20 protein-coding genes are annotated in these 20,299 nt (G+C 66.1%); 6 read left to right on the top strand and 14 right to left on the bottom strand.

The window, feature by feature from the left end; translation table 11 throughout:
• Positions 1 to 3: 3 nt before the first annotated feature.
• The 6 genes from MPARV_RS0118220 to MPARV_RS0118195 all read right to left on the bottom strand — a co-directional run bounded on the left by MPARV_RS0118220 (position 4) and on the right by MPARV_RS0118195 (position 4,819).
• On the bottom strand, positions 4 to 1,386 hold the full coding sequence (locus tag MPARV_RS0118220; protein ID WP_081582428.1) for a c-type cytochrome: 1,383 nt from the start codon (positions 1,384 to 1,386) through the stop codon (positions 4 to 6).
• A gap of 70 nt (positions 1,387 to 1,456) precedes the next feature.
• Entirely contained in the window at positions 1,457 to 2,314 is an 858-nt protein-coding gene (locus tag MPARV_RS23120; protein WP_020379269.1) for a QcrA and Rieske domain-containing protein, read from the bottom strand.
• Between the two features lie 56 nt (positions 2,315 to 2,370).
• Complete coding sequence (locus MPARV_RS0118210; protein ID WP_020379268.1) at positions 2,371 to 3,138, bottom strand: cytochrome b family protein; 768 nt, start codon at positions 3,136 to 3,138, stop codon at positions 2,371 to 2,373.
• A gap of 15 nt (positions 3,139 to 3,153) precedes the next feature.
• The gene (gene extP / locus MPARV_RS0118205) at positions 3,154 to 3,891 is read right to left on the bottom strand and encodes a selenite/tellurite reduction operon b-type cytochrome ExtP (protein WP_051012058.1); all 738 of its coding nucleotides are present in this window, start codon (positions 3,889 to 3,891) and stop codon (positions 3,154 to 3,156) included.
• A gap of 81 nt (positions 3,892 to 3,972) precedes the next feature.
• The gene (locus MPARV_RS0118200; RefSeq protein ID WP_012228960.1) at positions 3,973 to 4,389 is read right to left on the bottom strand and encodes a 4Fe-4S binding protein; all 417 of its coding nucleotides are present in this window, start codon (positions 4,387 to 4,389) and stop codon (positions 3,973 to 3,975) included.
• A gap of 4 nt (positions 4,390 to 4,393) precedes the next feature.
• Positions 4,394 to 4,819 carry a hypothetical protein gene (locus tag MPARV_RS0118195; RefSeq protein WP_012228961.1) on the bottom strand — a complete coding sequence of 142 codons (426 nt, stop codon included), beginning with the start codon at positions 4,817 to 4,819 and terminating at the stop codon, positions 4,394 to 4,396.
• 273 nt (positions 4,820 to 5,092) lie between these two features.
• Between MPARV_RS0118195 and MPARV_RS0118190 the strand changes: the two genes are divergently transcribed.
• Entirely contained in the window at positions 5,093 to 5,839 is a 747-nt protein-coding gene (locus MPARV_RS0118190) for a c-type cytochrome (protein ID WP_020379266.1), read from the top strand.
• A gap of 59 nt (positions 5,840 to 5,898) precedes the next feature.
• A complete protein-coding gene (locus tag MPARV_RS0118185) occupies positions 5,899 to 7,251 on the top strand; it encodes a geranylgeranyl reductase family protein (RefSeq protein WP_012228965.1) in 1,353 nt (450 codons plus the stop codon).
• Here MPARV_RS0118185 and MPARV_RS0118180 read toward each other — a convergent pair.
• The 5 genes from MPARV_RS0118180 to MPARV_RS0118160 form a co-directional block, all read right to left on the bottom strand.
• Positions 7,232 to 9,367 carry an alpha-galactosidase gene (locus MPARV_RS0118180; RefSeq protein WP_020379264.1) on the bottom strand — a complete coding sequence of 712 codons (2,136 nt, stop codon included), beginning with the start codon at positions 9,365 to 9,367 and terminating at the stop codon, positions 7,232 to 7,234. The genes MPARV_RS0118185 and MPARV_RS0118180 overlap by 20 nt on opposite strands.
• A gap of 21 nt (positions 9,368 to 9,388) precedes the next feature.
• Positions 9,389 to 10,864, bottom strand: a complete 1,476-nt coding sequence (locus MPARV_RS0118175) for a sugar transferase (protein ID WP_012228968.1) — start codon at positions 10,862 to 10,864, stop codon at positions 9,389 to 9,391.
• A 193-nt stretch (positions 10,865 to 11,057) separates the two neighbouring features.
• The gene (locus MPARV_RS0118170) at positions 11,058 to 11,273 is read right to left on the bottom strand and encodes a TlpA family protein disulfide reductase (protein ID WP_155852530.1); all 216 of its coding nucleotides are present in this window, start codon (positions 11,271 to 11,273) and stop codon (positions 11,058 to 11,060) included.
• Positions 11,274 to 11,348: 75 nt separating this feature from the next.
• Positions 11,349 to 11,633: a hypothetical protein gene (locus MPARV_RS0118165; RefSeq protein WP_031279233.1), complete on the bottom strand. Its 285-nt coding sequence runs from the start codon at positions 11,631 to 11,633 to the stop codon at positions 11,349 to 11,351.
• 25 nt (positions 11,634 to 11,658) lie between these two features.
• Positions 11,659 to 12,444, bottom strand: a complete 786-nt coding sequence (locus MPARV_RS0118160; RefSeq protein ID WP_012228972.1) for a DNA-formamidopyrimidine glycosylase family protein — start codon at positions 12,442 to 12,444, stop codon at positions 11,659 to 11,661.
• 125 nt (positions 12,445 to 12,569) lie between these two features.
• Between MPARV_RS0118160 and MPARV_RS0118155 the strand changes: the two genes are divergently transcribed.
• On the top strand, positions 12,570 to 13,022 hold the full coding sequence (locus MPARV_RS0118155; protein WP_020379262.1) for a hypothetical protein: 453 nt from the start codon (positions 12,570 to 12,572) through the stop codon (positions 13,020 to 13,022).
• A gap of 47 nt (positions 13,023 to 13,069) precedes the next feature.
• A complete protein-coding gene (locus tag MPARV_RS0118150) occupies positions 13,070 to 13,618 on the top strand; it encodes a DUF4916 domain-containing protein (protein ID WP_202948862.1) in 549 nt (182 codons plus the stop codon).
• Between the two features lie 24 nt (positions 13,619 to 13,642).
• Here the strand turns inward: MPARV_RS0118150 and MPARV_RS0118145 are convergent, their stop codons facing one another.
• Entirely contained in the window at positions 13,643 to 14,056 is a 414-nt protein-coding gene (locus tag MPARV_RS0118145) for an NYN domain-containing protein (protein WP_051012054.1), read from the bottom strand.
• A gap of 14 nt (positions 14,057 to 14,070) precedes the next feature.
• Entirely contained in the window at positions 14,071 to 14,586 is a 516-nt protein-coding gene (locus MPARV_RS0118140; protein ID WP_012228977.1) for a YbaK/EbsC family protein, read from the bottom strand.
• 14 nt (positions 14,587 to 14,600) lie between these two features.
• Here MPARV_RS0118140 and MPARV_RS0118135 point away from each other — a divergent pair, with 14 nt between their 5' ends.
• Together MPARV_RS0118135 and MPARV_RS23115 are read left to right on the top strand one after the other, a co-directional pair.
• Positions 14,601 to 14,897 (top strand): Dabb family protein, encoded by a 297-nt coding sequence (locus tag MPARV_RS0118135; RefSeq protein WP_012228978.1) that lies wholly within the window; start codon positions 14,601 to 14,603, stop codon positions 14,895 to 14,897.
• Positions 14,898 to 14,983: 86 nt separating this feature from the next.
• Positions 14,984 to 15,403, top strand: a complete 420-nt coding sequence (locus MPARV_RS23115; protein ID WP_020379260.1) for a helix-turn-helix domain-containing protein — start codon at positions 14,984 to 14,986, stop codon at positions 15,401 to 15,403.
• A gap of 231 nt (positions 15,404 to 15,634) precedes the next feature.
• Here the strand turns inward: MPARV_RS23115 and MPARV_RS0118125 are convergent, their stop codons facing one another.
• Positions 15,635 to 20,284 (bottom strand): DEAD/DEAH box helicase, encoded by a 4,650-nt coding sequence (locus tag MPARV_RS0118125; RefSeq protein ID WP_020379259.1) that lies wholly within the window; start codon positions 20,282 to 20,284, stop codon positions 15,635 to 15,637.
• Positions 20,285 to 20,299: the final 15 nt, after the last annotated feature.

Raw genomic sequence — 20,299 nt, 5'->3', positions numbered from 1 at the left:
GGATCAGCCCTCTTGGTTGGGTTCGGTGGTCGGTCCGGGCTCGCCGCCCGGGGCCGGCGCAGCCTCAATGGTTGGCGCAGCGTCCTGAGGTGGCTCGGTGTTCACGACCGCCAGATCGTCAGGTGAAGCTTGGGGCGCCTTATCCGGGTTGGCGCTTGGGATGCGGTCGAGGTTGCGTTCGTACGTGACGATCGACCAGACCTGCGCCGGGTCGTACATACCCAGTGGGCCCAGTTGCGGCACGCCCTCGGCATCGGCATTTGGATTGAGGCCGAAGCCGGGCATCTTGCCAGAGCCGATGGAACGGCTGAAGTACTTCACGCCGTTCTCAGACCCGGACATGATGAACTCGAAGTGCTCACGCGGCGTGGACCTGGTTTCGATCCCCTGCAACCTTGGCCCCATGGCTCCGTATTCAAGCTTTTCGAAAGGTTTGCCGGCCTGCCCATAGGCGGCGCCGGGAACGTGGCACCGTGCGCAGTTGTACGCGCCACTTGCCGTCGGCAGGTTGAAGAGGATCTCGCCCAGTTGCAACTCGTCCGCTTCGTTCAGGCGTGACGTGACAAAGGCATCGTTCTCCTTCGAGGCACCCGCCACGGCCTTCTCGACCGGCAGGTCGGCAACGGTCTTCTGGGTACCGGCGGCCTTGCTGAACGCTTTGGCCTTCGTCACGTTCTCAGCGCGAACATCAACCATCCGCTTGGCCAGACCTGCATCCACCTGCTTGACCGCATCGTCCACCTCAGCGGTCATCTCTTGCGGCGTGAGCTGCACCGACCAGAGATAATCAATGATCTGGTCGATCTGCTGCTCGGTCAGGGGGCCACCACCAGGCAGTCCCCAGGCCGCCATCGGCGTACCGGGTCGTCCATAGTCGAGGACGTAGCGCACTTCCTCAACGGAGAAGCGCCACAGCACCGTGTTGAGCGCCGGGGCATTCCACTGCACCTGGTCGACAAAGTCGCCGTTCTCGTTGGTGACCACGAACGAGGCCACACCGCCCACGCCCTCAGCTGCGTGACAGTTGACGCACTGAGCGGTTTCGGTGTAGATGACGCTCCCAGCTTCGACGAACTTTTCGTCGAACGCCTTGACCGCCCCGGCCTGACGGCCCGGCTCTGCCAACCAGTACAGCGGCAAGGCCACTGCGATCAGCAGGAGCAGGCCGACGGCTGCCAAGAGGGACCGGTCGAGCTTCGTGGTCTCAAGCTCATCATCGTCGAGGTACGGCTTGCGGTTGGCGGCCAGTTCGAGTTCGGAACCGACCTCCGCCCGACCCTTGCGTGCCGAGATCACCAGGTAGGCCACGCCGCCGAGCGCGACGATTACCAGCACAATGAGGCCGATAGATCGTTGCGTCGTCTGCTGGGCTAGCAGCATCGTCATGTGTGAGTGCTTTCGTGCTCGTGAGGGGAATCAGGGACAGCCTGTTGGCAGCGGACCTCGCTGCGCAAAATCAGTGCTCGACGGCGGCGCCGATGCAGTGTGGGCCCTCGGCCTCCTGGCCGGTCGTGTTGGTGCCGATGGGAGGGCCCTCGATGATGGCGCCGGTGTTGACGATAAAGTTGCCGCCGGTCACCTCCATGGCGAAGCGGTCCATACCCCGAGGCGCAGGACCGCCCTTCTTCTCGCCAACCTGGTTGTACTGACTGCCGTGGCAGGGGCATTCGAACCACTTGGACGTACCGCACTCGGGCACGCGGCAGCCGAGGTGCGGACACTTTTGGTACAGGGCCAACAACCCGTCCTCCATGCCCGCCAACTCCGGGGCGCTGTACACGGAACGAGCCTTTTGGAGCGCGGCGGGGGGGTAGCGCACCAACCATGCCCGAGCCTCGGGCTTGTACAGGAAACCTCCACCGCTGTCGATGGCTGACTCCAGGTCGGCGATTTTGCCCATGTTGATCTTCGAGCCGAACCCGCTGGATCCGGTCGGCCACAGGTAGGCGACCAAGGACGCCGCGCCGAAGGTTGCAGCGCTGAAGGCTGTCAGCGTGACCGCCGACCGGTTGAGGAACTGCCGGCGGTTGACGCCGATCGTCTCGGGGTCGGGCGGGGTGAACACGGCCACCTCTCCCTTGGAGGACGGCACGAGATCCTTGCTGATTCGCTCGATCTCGGCGCTTTGCTCGACCATTCGACCCGCCGGGATCCCCTGCTCGTGCTTTGCCTTGCGACCACGACGGTCCGAACGCAGCGTCTCACCACTGACATCGCCGATGGCCCGGTCGCCGTTGCGTCGCAGCGCCGTCGCCAACACCATGACGGCTGCCAAGACGACCAAGATGATGATTGCGATTAGTACTACGCCCATGGCGTCACTCGCTTTCTCTGGATGGCTTCAGGGCTGTCGATGATGGGGACCCTGGCTTAGAACTCGAAGAAGATGCCGTCACGCCATGGCAGCGTGAAGTTGAAGCCCGGGCCCCGGAAGAACGAACCGATGATGGTCAGCACCCCCCAGAACATCAAGTGCACGGTCATGAGCGCGATCGCGAACTTGCGGAACTCCGGCTTGTTCGACGGATTCTTGTCGATGTAAGGCGCCAGGATCAGAAGGAAGATACCCATGCCTGGAATGGTCACCCCGGCCACCATCGGGTGAAACATGGTCAGCAGTTCCTGGAGCCCGAGGAAATACCAGGGCGCCTTGGACGGGTTGGGCGTCGAGTTGAAGTTGGCCAGGTCCTGCAGCGGCGCATTGACCACCCACGAAAAGATCAACAGAAACGCCGTGACGAGAAGCGCTGCGACAAACTCGATGATCAGCAGGTGCGGCCACGTGTGCACTTTATCGATCGGCTTGGCCTTGACGTCCTGGATCGAACCTGACTTCACCACGGTCAGCAGGCGCTGCGTGTGCCCACCAGGGCCGGCAGCAGTAGGTGGACCGGGCGGAGGGGCCGTGGCTACAGCCGTGCCACCACCGGTGGTGGCAACCGCTGCGGCCGCCTGCTCGCCACCCGCCTTTTTCGCCTTGGCCGCCTTCGATCGCTCCAGCAAATGCGCTGGAATACGCGGGTCGCCCGCAGGCTCGGCGGCGCCGCCTGCGTCTGCGGCAGGGGCGGGCGCTTCGGCCTTGGCCTTGTCGCGGGCAGCCTGTGCCCGCTTCAGGAGATGTTCGGGAACTTCGGTCATGTGTGGATCCCTTCCCTACAGCGGCCCGGAGATGCCGCCGTCCTTGCGGACTCTCCAGAAGTGAATGGCCATGAAGATGACCGTGACGAATGGGAAGAATAATACGTGCAATACGTACCATCGAAGCAGCGTATTGGAGCCGATCTCGCCCCCACCCAGCAGCACGAAGCGCACCTGCTGACCAAACACCGGGGTATAGCCCATCATGTTGGTGCCCACCGTCACGGCCCACAGCGCCAGCTGGTCCCACGGCAACAGGTAGCCGGTGAAGCTGAGCAGCAGGGTCAGGGTCAACAAGATGACGCCAATCACCCAGTTGAACTCACGGGGCGCCTTGTACGCGCCGTGGTAGAAGACACGTGCCATGTGCAGGAAGACCGACAACACCATGAGGTGAGCGCCCCACCTGTGCATGTTTCTCACCAGCAGGCCGAACGTGACCGAAGTCTGAAGCTGGTAGATGTCGCCCCAGGCCTGAGCGGCGGTGGGACGGTAGAAGAACATCAGGAAGATGCCGGTCACCGTCAGCAGGATGAAGAGGAAAAAGCTGAGGCCTCCGAGGCACAGTGTGTAGCTGACCTTGACGGCGTGACGCTTCACCTTCACAGGGTGCAGGTGATAGAGCACCGAGTTCATCACCACATAGCTGCGGTTCCTCGGGCTGTCGGAGTAGCCCTTTCGAAAAATTGAGCCCGGGCGGAAGATGGAGTTCCACGCCTGGGAACCCTGGGTGTCGGCCCACAGCTTGGTCATCCGCTCTTGGAGCTTTTGATTGCCGCCGGAGGACATGGTCTTTGCCACGAAGGTCTCCCTGATCTCAGTCGTCGTTGGTGTTCAGCCCAACCGCATCCCATAGCCGTAGCCATGGGCGTTGGTTCGCTGATGTTGGTCGCCGCCGGCGGCGGGAGCCCCGATCTTGCCGAGGATGATGACGCCGGTCGGGCATCGGTCAACGCAGAGTGCGCAACGCGTGCACACGTCATCGTCAATAAGGAACATCACCTGGTCGGAGGGATCCTGGCCGGGCTGTTCGGTGTCGATTGCCTCTTCGATGGCATTCGGGGTGACCAGGTGGATGCACTTCCACGGACAGATGTCCACGCAACCCTCGCAGAGGATGCACTCGGACTGATCGATGTGAATGAACTGCTTGGGTTTGACGGCCCGACCCAGGTAGTCGGCGTCGACCTCCTGGAGCACGTAGTCGTCAACGAACTCGGGAAGTGGTGGATTGGCGTCGGTCACGGCCATGAGGTCATGCCTTCTTCACCAGCGGACGACCGTACGTGGACACGGGCACCGGCTTGGTCTCGCGCTGGGAACGATTCTGCCACCAGGCCCAGATCCAAATGTTGAACCCGAGTCCGACCACATAGATGAGGGTGGCGATGACATCGCGGGCCACCACGGCCGGAATATCGATCGGGAACCACGTGAGCAGCGTTCCCTTGGGCCCGATCCACACCAGGTCGGAACGCCATCCCAGTTCTGCATCGGCGTAGGTCAGCCACTGGTGGGGAACCACCGCGTAGGCCCAGAAGAACACGAAGAAGACATAGGTGGCGCCGACCATCGCCTCGCCCCAGGTCAGCGGCGTGCCCTCGGGTCGACGCTTGGCGTACGGAAACACCGGAGCGATCAGCAGCACCAGGATCACGATGGTGGAGATGAATGCAACCACTGATGCTCCTTGTTCGGCAGGGTGGGGGTTCAACGAGGTGGGACAGGGATGGCGCGAGGCCATGTTAGCGATCGGTGACGCTCTTCGTGAATCGTCTCACAAGAGCACCGTTGGCGCTGACGTATGGCCCGTCGGTCTACCACCGTGGGCGTCCGCCGCACCAGATGGCGCCCGGAGCCGTCCGGCGGCGCCACCTCCGAGGCATGGCGTCTGGCGCTCTCAGCCATCTGCTGTATTGGTGGGACTCTGGAACCGGTCCTAACATGGCCCACCGTGACCGAGATTCCCGAACACCTGCTGGCCCGCAGCCGCGAACGCCGATCCGCCCTCGGCCTGGGTGGCGACGGCGGAGGCGACGCAGCCGCCACCCCCGTGCCGACGGCGACGGCTCAGCCCGCCACCTCCTCGGCGGCATCCCCTGCACCAATTCCGGCCGCCGCTCCACCTGCGCCGCCGAAGCCACCAAAGCCCGACCTTCCTTGGGTGGCCGCAGCAAAGCGTCGCCGCAAGGTGCCCGCCTTCGCACAGGTGATGCTGGTGGGACTTCCCCTCTGGGCCCTGATCTTCGCCTTCACCAACGACGTGCCCACCTCGGACGAGCTCACCCCTCTCGCCGAAGGCGCCCAGGTCTACGGCACCAACTGTGCGGGATGTCACGGAGCAAGCGGTGGCGGCGGAAGCGGACCCGCGATGGCGGGCGGCGCGGTACTCGCAACCTTCCCAAAGGCGTCTGATCAGGTGAAGTGGGTGTTCCTGGGCTCCGAGGGCTGGAAGAGCCAGGTGGGCGCCACGTACGGCGCCGGCAACAAGGACGTTGGCGCCGGCGGCATGCCGGCGTGGAACAGCCTGACCGGCGACGAACTCCTCACCGTGGTCCTGCACGAACGCAGCACCCAATCGGGCGAGGAGTTCAACATCGACGACTGGAAGCCGATCCTCGACGATCCGCTGCTCGCCGACAAGCAGGCCGAGTTCACCGAGGTGCTCGACGCCTGGGAGGCCGAGCCACCGGTCGAGTGACCGCGTTCGACTCGCCCGCCGAGGCAGGCTGAGCACTCCCCCGACGCCTGGAGCATCCCATGACCGCCACGCTTACCCCGCAGGACGTTGCGGACGGCACTCCCACGCCTGAAACACCATCGGTGGGCGACACAGCGCATCTCGATGCCATCCCCCGGGAGGGCGGCCGGCGTCACAGTGTGTTGGTGATCGGCGGTGGCCCTGCCGGGGCGGCAACCGGTTACTGGCTGGCCAAAGCCGGGGTGGATGTCGCAATAGTGGAAAAGAAGGACTTTCCCCGCGAAAAGACCTGCGGTGACGGCCTGACCCCAAGAGCGGTCACCCAGCTTCAGGACATGGGTCTGGCCTCCAAGCTCGAGGAGTTTCACAAGTACGACGGGTTGCGCACCGTTGCCCACGGCCGCACGCTGGAACTCGCCTGGCCCGACCATCCGATTCACCCCAACTACGGCTACGTGGTGCGGCGCTGCGACCTCGACAACTTCGTCGCCAACAATGCCGTCACCCAGGGTGCCGTGCTGCTGACCGGCACCGAGGCGGTCGCTCCGATCATGGAGGGTGGCCAGTTGATGGGCGCCACCGTCAAGCACAAGGCCTCGGGACAGACCTACGAGCTGCGAAGCGACTTCGTGGTGATCGCCGACGGCGCCAACAGCCGATTCGGCCGGGCCATCGGCACCGCACGCAATCGGGCCATGCCCATGGGCATGGCCATTCGTGGCTACTTCGAAAGCCCGCTGCACAACGAACCGTGGATCGAATCTGCGCTGGATGTGCGCGACCGACAAGGCAATTCGGTGCCCGGTTATGGCTGGATCTTTCCGGTCGGGGACGGCACCATCAACGTGGGCATCGGATTGCTGTCCACGTTTTCGGGCTTCAAGTCGGTGAACACCAGCCACCTGATGACCGAATGGGCCCACACCCTGCCCGACTACTGGGGCATCGATCCCACCGCTCCCATCGCCGCACCCACCGGCGGCCGCCTGCCGATGGGAAGCTCGGTCAACCCCAAGGTCGGTCCCAACTGGCTGGTGGTTGGCGACGCCGGCGGTTCGATCAACCCGTTCAACGGTGAAGGCATCGACTACGCCTACGAGACCGGACGCATGGCCGCCCGACTGCTGCGAGAGTGCATCGAGGGCGGCTCGGCCATTCCGCTGCAACGGTACCCGTCGCTCCTCGACGAGGAGTACGGGCTGTACTTCAAGGTCGCCCGGCTCTTCGCCAAGATCATCGGCCGTCCCGTACTGATGCGGGAGTTGACCCGTGTTGGGATGCGCAGCCGCACACTGATGGAGTGGGTGCTGGCGATCATGGCCAACCTGCTCCGGCCCGACGAGTTGGGTGCGGCCGAACTGGCCTACAAATCGGCCGCCACCATCGCCAGGGTCATCCCCGAACGGGTGTGATCTCCCAGACTCTGGCCGTCTCAGGCTCGGTGAGCTGCCAATCCAACCCGTCGATCAGCTCGCGCCCTGATCGTTGGGTGACCGCGGCCCCACCCGCCACAGCCAGATCGGTCTCGGTCACCGTGTAGGTCGCGTCAGGATCCAACCAGTCCAGCATCAGCGACGGGCCCGGCCTGTTTGATGCCTCCAGCTGGTAGGCGAACAACACCGTCTCGTCGCTGCCAGGATCGATACAGGCAAGTGCGGCACGAGAACGATCGGCGCGATCCATCGGCGAAACCAGACGCACCAGCCGGCCCTGCTGCACCAGGCGTTGGGTGCGCTTGGCCAACGCCACCGCTGAGCGACATGCGGCCCACTCATCGGAGCTGAGCGCCAACAGGTCGAGATCGAGGCCAAACCGGCCAGACAACGCCACGGCGCACCCAAAATGAATTGGCCGACCTCCCCAACGGGTCACGTGCGCCGCCATCGCAGCGGCAGGAAAGAAGTGCGAGCAGGCCCATTGCATGCGCACCCGGGTCACCGGATCGGTGTTGTCGGACGTCCAAAACTCATGAAAGCGACGGAGTGTGGCGTGATCGGTACGGCCACCACCTGAGGCGCACAGCATCAGCTCGACCTCCGGGTGGCGTCGCACCACCTCGTCCATCACCGCCCAGGTGGCATGCACCTGATCGACCCACAGGTTCGCCTGCCGGTCTGGCCCCAGTTGGGTCGATCCCGGGTCGGTGATCGGCCGATTGGCGTCCCATTTCACGTAGCTGATGCCCGGGTCGCACAGTGCCCGGTCGACCACCGACGCCTCAAACTCCCGCACCTCGTCGATCAGCGGGTCGAGGACCAACTGGTTGCGGTGCTCGGCGGGCTCTCGGCTGTCCCGCACCACCCAGTCGGGATGGTCGACATACAACTCGCTGAGCGGGTTCACCATCTCCGGCTCCACCCAGATACCAAAGCGCAGGCCACGGGCGGCGGCTGCGTCGGCGAGTGGCGCCAGGCCGTTGGGAAGCTTTGCCCGGTCGACATCCCAGTCACCAAGCCCTGCGGTGTCATCGTCACGGGGATGGTTGGTACCAAACCATCCGTCGTCCAGCAGAAACACTTCGGCGCCAAGCTCGCCGGACTGATCGATCAGATCAAGAATGCGTGCCTCGTCGAAGTCGAAGAAGGTGGCCTCCCAGTTGTTCGCAACCACTGGCCGAACCCGGTTGGGGTCGCGCAGAACCCGCTCCCGGGTCCAGATGTGGAAGCGGCGCGTCACCTCCGCCCGACCGGTCGTCGCCCAGGTCCATGCGACCGCTGGAGCAACAAACCGCACACCGGGATCCAGCAGGTACTCGGCACCAAGCGGGTTTGCCCCACAGCGCAAACGCAGTTCTGACGGCGCCGCGAGGTCGCCCTTCGGCCGCACATCCAGGTCGAACCTGGTGTTGCCCCCCCACTGGATGGAACACCCCAACGAGTCCCCAGACCGCTCGGAACCAGGCCCAGACGGTGATAACAACAGCATCGGTGCAGCCTGCAGGTGGGGTTGCACCCCACCGAAGCTCGCCAACGACTTGGTACCCGGTGACAAGCCCTCTTCGTTCCAACGCCACTCATCGGCCCAACCGCCGCCAACAAACTGCACCACCTCTGCGTCAGGGCTTGCAAGGAGCAACGGAGACATCGAGTCGTAGCTCATCAGCCGTACCGGGCCCGGCTCCTCGTGAAGGATCTCCACCCACTGCTCCAGCACACCCGACGCCGGATGGGTACGCAGGTGATGCTCGACGTGCAGGTGGAAGCGCTCATCGCGGCATCTCATCGTCACGTGTTCACCGCCCGGCTCCACCATGCGGGACACGTGCTCCACCACCAGCCGGGTGGTGAGGCTGCCGTCGGCGTGGGTGATTCGCAGGGCGGGCGGGCGGAGGGCGTCCCCTCCCCCATAGGTCGGGTAGGCGTCGGGGAACAGGGCAAGGGGGATCTCGCCGAGTTGGGCCGTGGCACCCTCCGGCCCAAGGCCCACCTGACGCAGACACCCTGCATCATCGGCGGCCCAGGTCAACCCCCAGCCGCCCGCATCCACCCGAACAGCGCTTCCATCCACCACCGCGTTGTCATCTGCCATGCGGCACGGTAGCGAACCTCGCTACATGGCACCCCTCGACGACAACACGGCGGGCAAGGTCTTTGCCAAAATCCCGACATCCACCAGGATCGACCAGTTGTCGACGTAATACAGGTCCAGGCGCTGATAGTCGGCGAACGACGACCCGCTGCGGCCGTTCACCTGCCACATGCCGGTGATGCCGGGCTTGACCCGGAGGCGGTTGTACAACTCCGAGTCCCACTCGACCATCTCGGACGGCAGCGCCGGGCGAGGGCCGACCAGGCTCATCTGGCCCCGCGCGACGTTCCACAGCTGCGGGAGTTCGTCAAGGGAGGTGCGCCGCAGAAACCCGCCAACCCGAGTGATCCGGGGATCGTGTGCCATCTTGAACATGGGACCATCGGCCTCGTTCAACTCGCCGAGGGCCGCCAGGCGGGCCTCGGCGTCAAGCACCATCGTGCGCAGCTTGAGCACCTCAAACGGTCTGGCGTACTGACCAACCCGGGTTTGACGAAACAGCACCGGCCCGGGCGAGGTGAGCTTCACCGCGATCGCAGCAGCCGCCAGCACGGGCGAGACCACGATCAGGCCCGTGCCGGCCACCAGCAGGTCGAACGTTCGCTTTGCCACTCGACGCCACCCGTAGCGGGCCACCGGCTCCACATACGCAACGGGGAAGCGGCCGAGCGGCCGAACCGTGAGACGGTGCGAAGCGATGTCGCGCAAGGGCCAGGTGATCTCGACGTGCAACCCGGCCTCGGACAGCTCACGCACCAGATGGTTGGATCGTTCCAGGCTCAGCGCCGTCGCAGCGATAACGACGCCCTGAGCCGACGTGGCATCCGCAAGCGGGACCAGGTCCTCAATGTCTCGGAACACCGGAATGCCGTCGATCTCAGGGGAGGCACCCAGATCGTCGTCAACGAAGGCCACCGCCTCATAACCCAGGTGCTTCTCGACCTTGAACATCTGATGCAGCGCGACCGCCTCCGTGCTGGTGCCCACCACCAGCACCCGCTTCATCGACGCCCCACCCGAGCGGCGACGGGCAAAGATCCGACGCGCCGCAAACCTTTCTGAGACAAGGAACACGTTGCCCAGTACCAGCAGCCCCACCAGATAGGCCCGCGAAACGTCCAGCTTTGCCAGCGACGCGACGACCACCAATGCGACGACGCCGATGAAGATGGCGTGTGTCACTCGCCGCGTCTCGTCCAAAAGCCGGGTGACAAAGCGGGTGGTGTACAGCTTGTGCTGCACAAACACGGTGGGCCAGATGGGCACTGAGATGCCCAACACCAGCAGATGATTGCGCCAGGAGGTCGGCCCCCAGTCACCGAAGCAGGCAACCAATCCCATCACCAGGAGGGAGGTCACCAGCATCGTGATCGAATCGGCTGTCGCCAACGAAACCTTGGCGCCAAAGCCGGAGGGACGCAACGGCCGCGTATCAAAGTCGAAGTCGACCAGCCGATCAACAGAATCCGGCGCCCGCGCGCCGATGGTAAATGTCATGTTCGCCGTCCCGCCAGGGTGGTTCGCCTCAGCGGTTCCTCTTGGAAAACGCTGAGGCGAGTGTACCGAACACGTAACGAAAACCCAGGGGAAACGGGTAGGTCAAGCAACTCGATCTGCGACCCATCCGACCCATGCGTTTCGGCACGCCGTCGCTCGGTAGGGCAGCGGTTGCAGCCGACGAACCAGCAGTTCAGGCCAGGGCGGCCAGCACCTCGTCAGGCGGCACCGGCCCCTGCCACGACCGCACCACCTCGCCATCGGCGTCGAGCAGGATGCCGGCCGGCTGGGCGCTGATACCCAAGGCCTGCCACGAATCGAACCCGTCCTCCCAAAGGAGCTCGGTGGAGCTGATGTTGAACTCCTCCTGGAACTCTTTGGCCTCCGGGAGGCTGTCCTGGGTGCCCAACCCCACCACCTTCAACTCATTCCCATGATCTCGAGCCAACTGCTCGATCTCGGGCGCCTCAGCCCGACACGCCGGTCAATGCGGTGCCCAAAACCACAGCAACGTGGGCCGGTCGCTTGCCACCGCGTCACCCAGGGCCACCTCGGAGCCGTCGACGACCTTGGTGAGCAGCAACGAACTCGTCGCCTCATCCGCCAGTGGCGCGCCACCTTGATCGGCGGTGGCGGCCGATCCGGCTCCGGTGGGATCACCACCCCCGCATCCGGCAACGAGGAGGGCACCCACGGCCAGCAGTCCGAAAACGGCTCGATGCCTCAACGATCGGAGCGGCCGGGATTCCTCAACGGTCACGTACGTCACCGTGTCAGGGTAACGACACAGGGGGTTACCGGTGTGTCGGCTGACAGGACGGACACCAGAACGTCACCCGATCACCGAGGCCGCTGCGACCCGTCTGGACGCGACTCTGGCATCGTCGACACGGTGCCCCGGCCCGGTCGTAGACCGCCAGCCCTCCACGCACGGTCCGCCTCGGCCCGGCGCCCAGGTTTGAGCGAAGTTGCCGGGCCGATGTTGCCACCGAGCGTTTTCGCATGGGGTCGTCGAGCTGCGTCATCGGCGTGGTGGGGTGCAGCCTCAAAGCCCAACACACCTCGTTTCGGTAGACGTTGCCGACCCCGCAGAACATGCGCTGGTCCAACAAGACGTCGCCCACGACATCGGTCGGTCCCACCAATCGGGACATCAACCCCACGACTGCGTCCAGGTCGGCGTCGACCCGACACAGGTCCGGCCCCAGGTGAGCCAACGGCGAACGGTGAGTGTCCACGTCGGCTGCCGGCCAGGTACGGACCTGAGGGGCCGAGAAGCACAACGCCTGCCACCCGTCGACATCGAGACGGCACCGCAGCAGGTGGGCGGGACGTGGCCACCGGTCCCCGGTGCGCACCAGCTGCCACGTCCCTGCCATCTGCAGGTGGGTTTCCACCACCAGCCCCCCGGCGCATGCGATGAGCAGGTGCTTACCCCGAGACCTCACCCACTCAATCCGTTCGCCCGGACGCGGCCGAAGGCCCTGCAGCCGGGGGGCCTCGAACCGCGTCAGTTCCCGACCGACGAGTGCCGGGGCGAGGCGCGCAGCCGCCTTGTACAGAGTGTCACCCTCAGGCATCCCAACAGACTGCCCGCAACAGCGACGCGTGCCACCTCGGTCGTGACAAACTGGAGATCTCCGTATGCGCTGGACGCACTGCGGGTACCACTGAGGCCAGCGCGTGGCCCGACTCAGGAGCACCCATGCCCACCGAAGTTGCACTCGCCCGAGCCAGGATGTTGGCCGATGACCTGATGGTCTCCCAGATCCCCGAACTGCGCGAACGCGTCGCCACCAGACTGGCCGAATTGGAGGCCAGCCCGGAGTCGGCGCGTGCCCACCGGTTGGCCAAGCAGATCTCTGCGCTGCTGGATCACGCCGAGGAGCTCGACGACGACCAACGTGCACTTCTGCGTGGTGCAGTCGAGTACTTCGTCTTGGAGGACGACTTCGAGCCCGGACTCCTCGACGACGCCGAGGTGGTGCGTTCTGTTCGGGAGGAACTGGGCCTGACCGAGGTGCCCGACCTTTTGGCGCAAGATGCAGTCGAACCGCACCAGCAAGCCGCACCGGCGGTCATGCCCGCCGACGAGGAGGTTTTGGAACTCATCGAGGAGGACCGGGATCAGGTCTTCGAGGACTCCCCGGAGCTGTGAACGAAGGTGCGGTTCGTGACGGCGGTTCGTTCAAGGAGGTGGATGTGATCCACCCCTCGGCTCATGGCAGCCCGTTGGCCGAGTCGGGGTGGCTCAGCCCGGAACGTTTGGGTGCGGCGCGCGATTCGGTGCCCATGGTGTACGTCGACGCGGTGCCCGTGCGGGTGAACCCAGTGGGCGAGGTGGTCGAGGTGGGCCTGCTGCTGCGCATGCTGCCCGACGGTTCGATGAGCCGCGCCGTGGTGTCGGGCCGGGTGCTCTTCGGCGAACGGGTGCGAGACGCACTGTTGCGGCATCTGGCCAAGGACCTGGGCCCGGACGCAGAGCCGCTGCTACCGGTGTCGGTGGTGCCCTTCACGGTGGTCGAGTATTTCCCCGACCACGAGATCACCGGGTTTCACGATCCTCGCCAGCACGCAGTCAGCCTGGCCTACGTCGTTCCGGTCGACGGGCCGTGCTCGCCATCTCAGGACGCGCTCGACCTTGCGTGGGTGACCCCGGAGGAGGCGATCTCGGTGGCACTCGGTGGAGAAATGACGGGCGGTCAAGGACGCCTGGTTCGAATGGCACTGGCCTTCGGTGCCGCTCTTCCCTGAAGCCGTACCGACCTCTACGAGTACCTACAACTCGGTGAGCGAACGCAAAAACCGCCCGGCACCCGCAGTGATCACGCCGGGGGGCAGACGGGCAATCAGCCCGCGATCGGACGTGACCACGGTGGTCTGGGGATGTTCGGCGTAGCGGGCCGCCACCTCCTCGACGATGCGGTCATCGGCCGCATCACGACCCTTCCGGCGGGCAAACAGCACCTCCAGGTTGCCGCCGGCCGCTGCAGAGATCGCGTCGTTGGGTGCCCCGTCGAACACCAGCACCAGCGAGGCGTCGGTCGACCGGGCCCAGCGCCCAACCCGTTCGGCCAGCCGTGCCGCAGCAGCGGCAGGGTCGTTCCACCAGCCGTCGGCGGCCGAACCCATCACGTTGTTGCCGTCGATCACCCACAGCGGCACCGCTGCGCTCACCGGATCATCAATCATTGCTGGGCCTTCGGTCATTGCTGGGCCACCGACACCTCTCGCCCGCGGGTCACCATCAGCAGTTCGGTGAAACTGGTGCGGTACACGCTCGTTGGGGTGCCCGCGGCCGCCCAGATCTCCCCGATGTCGCTCAACGAGCGGTCGACCAGCACGGTGAGGCCACCGGGCAGTCCGGCAGGGCTCACCCCACCAATGGCGAAGCCGGTGCCGCGGCGCACAGCGTCCGCGTCCGCCCGGCCGATCATCGCCCCGTTCAGCACCGTGCCCAACGCCGCAGTATCCACCCGATCATCCCCGCCCATCACCACCACCATGGGTTCACCGTCGGCCAAAAACACCAGTGTCTTGGCAATTTGGGCCTGATGCACTCCGAGCGCCGCGGCAGCATCCGCTGCGGTGCGTGTCGATTCGTCGAAGTGCCGAACTTCGGCGTCGATACCGGCAGCCTCAAGAGCCCGTGCCACCCGAGCAAGGCTGCCTGACGTCGCAGTTCCAGACGCGTCGGCGGTCGCAGAGGTTTCGTTGGTCATGGAAGGATGTTCCCATGTTCCGCCACGTGCTGTTGATGACGGTCCGCCCCGACGCCCGCCCGGCCGAGGTCAAGGGCCTGGTCGAGGCCCTACGTGGGCTCCCCGCCCAGATTCCTGAGATTCTCTCGTATCGGGTGGGCGAGGACCTCGGCCTGCGCGACGACAACGCCACCCTGGCGCTGGTCGGAGAGTTCGCCGACGAGCGCGCGTGGCGCACCTACCTTGCACACCCCGCACACCGTGCGGTGGTTACCGAGCACGTCGAACCGGTGGTGGCCGCCCGTCAATCGGTCCAGTTCATCGCCGACTGATCCTGTCCCCCGAAGGGGTTGACCACCTTCGACCCATCGAACCTCTCCGAAGCTGTCGGTCTACTGCGGCCTGGAGGGCAGTCCTCTTGTCGGAAGACCGCCGCGATGGCCTCACGGCCGAGGAGGCCGCGCGCCTGATCGGTGGGTCGAGGCCGACCCTGATTCGGCTCCTCAAGAGTGGCGAGATCCCGTTTCGGCGGACGCAGGGCGCTCACGGTCACCGTCGGGTCTCTCGCGTCGCTGCACTCAGCTACCTGCGCGCCGACATCGTCCGGTGTCGCCAAGCACCCGACGAACTCGCTGCGACCGCTGATGCGCTCTACCCGATCCGGGTAGGTGACTTCATGCTGACCGCCAGTTCGACACAACTACTTGGGCGGCCGGTCGTCAGCGACGTGATCCTCACCGAGCCCAGCGAAACGTCACCGCTGATCGACCTGATCTGGCGCTGCCAAGGTCCAACGGCGATTCGAAGCGGTACGATCATGGCTTCACCGGAATCCTGATGCGACCTCCATCCGGTCTGCCGTCTCCGTTGACGATGCCGTGTCACGCCTGATCGATGGAAACAGGGGTGGCACAACTTGTTCCTGAGGAGGCGCACTTGGCTTGAAATCACACCGACCTCGTTGGAGCCCGGGCAGGCAGCTCTGAGCCCCCCATGTGGGCACTCCTGGAGGCAACTCTTGGACGCAGAGCCAACCCAGATCGGCCACCACACTGACCAACCTGACGTATCAGCGGAGGGTGAGGCCCCGATAGCCGGTCTGGAAGCCAGCCGCTTTGAAGGTGTTGGCGAGCGGGTGCGACGACGACGGCTCGCCATCGATGGTGCCCAACTCGATCCTGGCGACCCGGCCATCGTTGACCAACCGGGCCAGGGCGGGCACCCACAGCTCGGTTCGGGCAGCGGCGTTCCCACGGCTGTCGCTGCTGTCGTTTCCGTCGCCGCTCTGGAAGGTGATCAGGGTGCGGCCGCCACGGTCGAGATACGCAGCAAGCAAACCATCGATGAGCACCACGTGGGCACCCACGGTGCGGGTCGGGCTGCCGGACGAGTCGGGCCAGGCCAGAGCTGCGCCGTAGGGCTGGGCGGTGTCGACCGCCGCCAGCGTGTGCACCTGAGGTTCGGTCGGGACCGACTCGCGTTCAGTGCGCAGTCGTTCGGCGGCACCCTCGTGAGCGAACTGAGCAGCCCCCAGGCCGGCGACGAAGTAGCCGCGGCGCACCTCGCCCCGCTCCTCCAACAACTTGAGCACCGGGTACACGCCGGCGAAGCCACCCTCGGCACCCTCGGCCAGCGCCATCTCCCGCGTGAGCACCCCGTAGCGGTCGAGCAGGCTCATCGCCCGGGCGGTGCGCACCTCCACGGAACTCGACCCGGCCGCTGCCCGGGCGCCGCCGGTCAACCCCGCCACCAGCGACCAGCGGCCCGCAGCCGCGGGTGGACCAAGCCTGGAGATGCGTCCGGCCCGAGGGCGACCAGCGCCCCGACGCCCGGCTCGACCACCACGTTTCCCGGCCCCGCCGCCCGCGGCCCGGCGACGCGGCCCGGCGGCCACGCGCGACCGGACCGGCGCAAGCGAGTCGTTGGTGACGGCGCCTGCCCACACCAGATCCCACAGCGCTTCCAGCACGGTCGGGTCGTCGTAGGGCAACTCGGCGGTGGCGATGGCGGCTTTCAGATCGCTCCAGAACGACGCCCCCGAGGCGGCCAGGTGATTGGTGATTGCGACGTGATGGGGCTCGTCGGGTACCTCGATCGGGTCGGGCAACAGCAGCGCCGCCCGGTCGCGGAACGCCAGCCTGATACGCCCGTCGCTGGCACCCAGCGACCCGGCACCAGCCCAGACCACCTCACCCGACGTGCACAGCTCGTCGAGCATCGACGGGCTGTAGTCGCGCACGCGCACGCCCAGCAGGTCGGCGTCAAGGATCGAGACGGCCAGGGCGGCGCCCTCCAGCGTCTCGACGGCATCGGCCACCGCATCGGCGCCGGTTCGGCGGCTGCCGACGTGTTGCCAGGCGGGCAGGAAACGAGCCAGCGCGTCGCCGTCGACCGGCTCGATCTCGCGCCGCAGGGCCGCCAAGCTGCGGCGGCGCAGCTGGCGGAGCACCTCGGAGTCAACCCACTCGGTGCCTGCACCCCCCGGGCGAAACTCGCCCGAGGTGACGACGCCGTCGGATGCCAGCGCCTCCAGGGTGACCCGAACCACGTCGAGTGGAAAGCCAAACCAGGCGGCCAATTCAACGGCGGTGAAAGGCCCATGGGTGCGGGCGTAGCGGCCGACCAGGTCACGCACCGGCGTGGGGCCCGCCTCGGTGAACTCAGTGGGTAGCCCCAGCGGCACCGGCACGCCGAGCGCGTCGCGCAGCCGCCCCGCATCCTCGGCCGCAGCGAGGCGTGCCTCGCCGGCAACGTTCACCTCATAGACGCGTCGGGCGGTCACCAACTCGTCGATCCACGTGGCGACCGTGGCGGCATCCCCCTGGCTGCGAACCTCGACGTCGCCGGCCGCCAGCGGCCCGAGGGCTCGCAGCAGGTCGTGGGCCTCGTCGCCGTCGCGTGCGCGCCGGCCGTCGGCCAACCGCTGACGCTCCAGCTCGACGGCGGCCACCACGTCGGCATCCAACAACGACCGCAGTTCCTCCGAGCCCAGCAGGTCGGCGAGTAGGTCTCGGTCGAGGGCCAATGCCGCGGCCCGACGCTCGGCCAACGGGGCGTCACCCTCGTACAGGTACACCGCCACCCACCCGAACACGAGTGACTGAGCAAACGGCGAGGCGCTGTCGGTGTCGACGGCCACCAGGCGGGTTCGTCGCTGCGCCAGATCGCCCAACAATGTGCGCAGCGCCGGGAGATCGAAGTGATCCTCCAACAGTTCTCGGGTGGCCTCCAACAGGATGGGAAACTGCGGATACTTGGCGGCAACCCCCAACAGGTCGGCGGCCCGTTGGCGCTGCTGCCACAACGGGGTGCGTCGATCTGGACGACGCTTGGGCAACAGCAGCGAGCGAGCCGCAGATTCGCGGAAGGCCGAGGCGAATGCAGCAGTGGACGGTAACGCCGCCACCACCAGGGCCTCGGCCTCGTCCGGGTCGATCATCAGTTCCTCAAGCGGAAGCTCGTCCACCGACTCGGGCAGTCGGATGACGATGCCATCATCGGCCCACATCACCTCGACGGCGCCCTCACCCAGCTCTGAGTCCCAGCGGTCGGCCAGGCGTTGACGCAATGCCACCGCCCAGGGTGCGTGCACCCGACCGCCGAAAGGCGACAGCACGCAGACGCGCCAGTCGCCAATCTCGTCGCGAAACCGCTCAACCACAATGGTGCGGTCGTCGGGCACCACATCGGTGGCCTCGGCCTGTTCACGAAGATAACCAAGGAGGTTGTCGGTGGCCCACGGGTCCAACCCCGCCGCGTGCAGACGAGTCGAGGCCTCAGACTCGGTACTTGAGCGCAGCTCGCGCACGAACGCACCGACCGCCCGACCCAGCTCCGCGGGGCGGCCTGGACCATCACCATGCCAAAAAGGCATTTTGCCCGGCACTCCGGGCGAAGGCGTGACCACGACCTTCTGGAACGTGATGTCCTCGATCCGCCAGGTGGTGGCACCAAGGAGGAAGGTCTCGCCAACCCGACTCTCGTACACCATCTCCTCGTCGAGTTCACCCACCCGGGTGCCGTCGGGCAGCACGACGGCGAACAGACCACGGTCGGGGATCGTGCCGCCGGAGGTGACGGCGATTCGTTGGGTGCCCCGCCGGGCCCGCACCACGTCGTCGGTACGGTCCCACACCACCCGCGGGGACAGCCCCCCAAACTCCTCGGCCGGGTAGCGACCCGACACCAGGTCCAGCGTGTTGCGAAACTGGACCTCCGAAAGTTCGGCAAAGTTGGCCGTGCCCCGAGCCAATGCGTACAAACCTTCGACGCTGACGTCTTCCAACGCCACCGTGGCCACCAACTGCTGGGCAAGCACGTCCAACGGGTTGCGAACGATTTTGGTGTGCTCGATTTCACCGGAGTGCATGCGCTCGGCCACCACCGCCGTCTCGAGCAGGTCGGCACGATGGCGAGGAAAGATGCGTCCCCGCGATGGAACACCCACCTGGTGGCCCGCCCGGCCGATGCGTTGCAGGCCGGCGGCCACCGAGCCTGGTGAGGCCACCTGGATCACCAGGTCGACCGCCCCCATATCGATCCCCAGCTCCAGGCTGGAGGTGGCAACCAGCCCGGCGAGGGTGCCCCGTTTCAGCTCGTCCTCGATCATCAGCCGACGCTCACGCGACAGCGACCCGTGGTGGGCCTTCACCAGCTCGACACCGTCCGGGTTGGACGTGCCGATCGACTCGGCCCCGGCGGCAACCACGTCTGACCGAGAAGGCTGAAGCGACCCCGTCGTTCCATCCGTCGCTTCGGCTTTCAATGCGATCGCCTCGTCGTGGAGTTCGTTGAGGCGGCTTGACAGGCGCTCGGCCATACGCCGAGCGTTCACGAAGATCAGCGTCGATCTGTGCTGCTCCACCAGTTCAAGCAAGGCCGGATGCATCGAGGGCCAGATGCTGCGCCGCTGGGGTCCGGCCGCCGCAGCGCCCGCCTGGGGTTCTTCGACGATGGTGCCGAGCGACGCCATGTCCTCGACCGGGACCCGAACCTCCAGGTCGAGTTCCTTGGTGATACCCGCGTCGACGATGCGCACCGGCCGTGGTTTGGACACCGCCCCGTCCACGTCGCGCCCGCCCAGAAAGTCGGCCACGGTCTCCAGCGGACGCTGGGTGGCCGAGAGGCCGATGCGTTGGGGGGTCGGGTACCCGTGGGCCGTGACCCAGGTGTGAAGGCGTTCCAGGCTGAGCGCCATGTGGGCGCCGCGCTTGGTGGGGGCCAGCGCGTGGATCTCGTCGACGATCACCGTCTCCACCGACGCCAGGCCATCCCGCGCCGCCGAGGTCAACAGCAGGTAGAGCGACTCGGGGGTGGTGACCAGAATGTCGGGAGGCCGCTTGGCCATCTTGCGTCGTTCCTCCGGCGACGTGTCGCCGGTGCGCAACCCCACCGAAGGGGCGACAAATGACCCACCCACCCGCTGGGCCGCCAGTTCGATGCCGCGGATCGGGCTGCGAAGGTTCTTTTCAATGTCGACGGCCAAGGCCCGCAGGGGCGACAGGTACACCACCCGGGTGCCACCGGCTTCCCGGCTCGGGGCCGATCCGATGCGGTCGATGGCCCAGAGAAACGCGGCGAGGGTTTTGCCCGACCCGGTCGGGGCACACAACAACGTGTGTTCGCCGGCGGCAATCGACGGCCAGGCCCGAGCCTGCGCCAACGTCGGTTCGGGAAAAGCAGCCTCGAACCAGGAGCGAACCGGCGGAGAAAACGGCACCGGTGCAACACCCTG

This window comes from Candidatus Microthrix parvicella Bio17-1, from assembly GCF_000299415.1.
Taxonomy (GTDB): domain Bacteria; phylum Actinomycetota; class Acidimicrobiia; order Acidimicrobiales; family Microtrichaceae; genus Microthrix; species Microthrix parvicella.
Note: the sequence above shows the minus strand (reverse complement) of the source record. Positions and strands in the feature narration are given on the sequence as shown.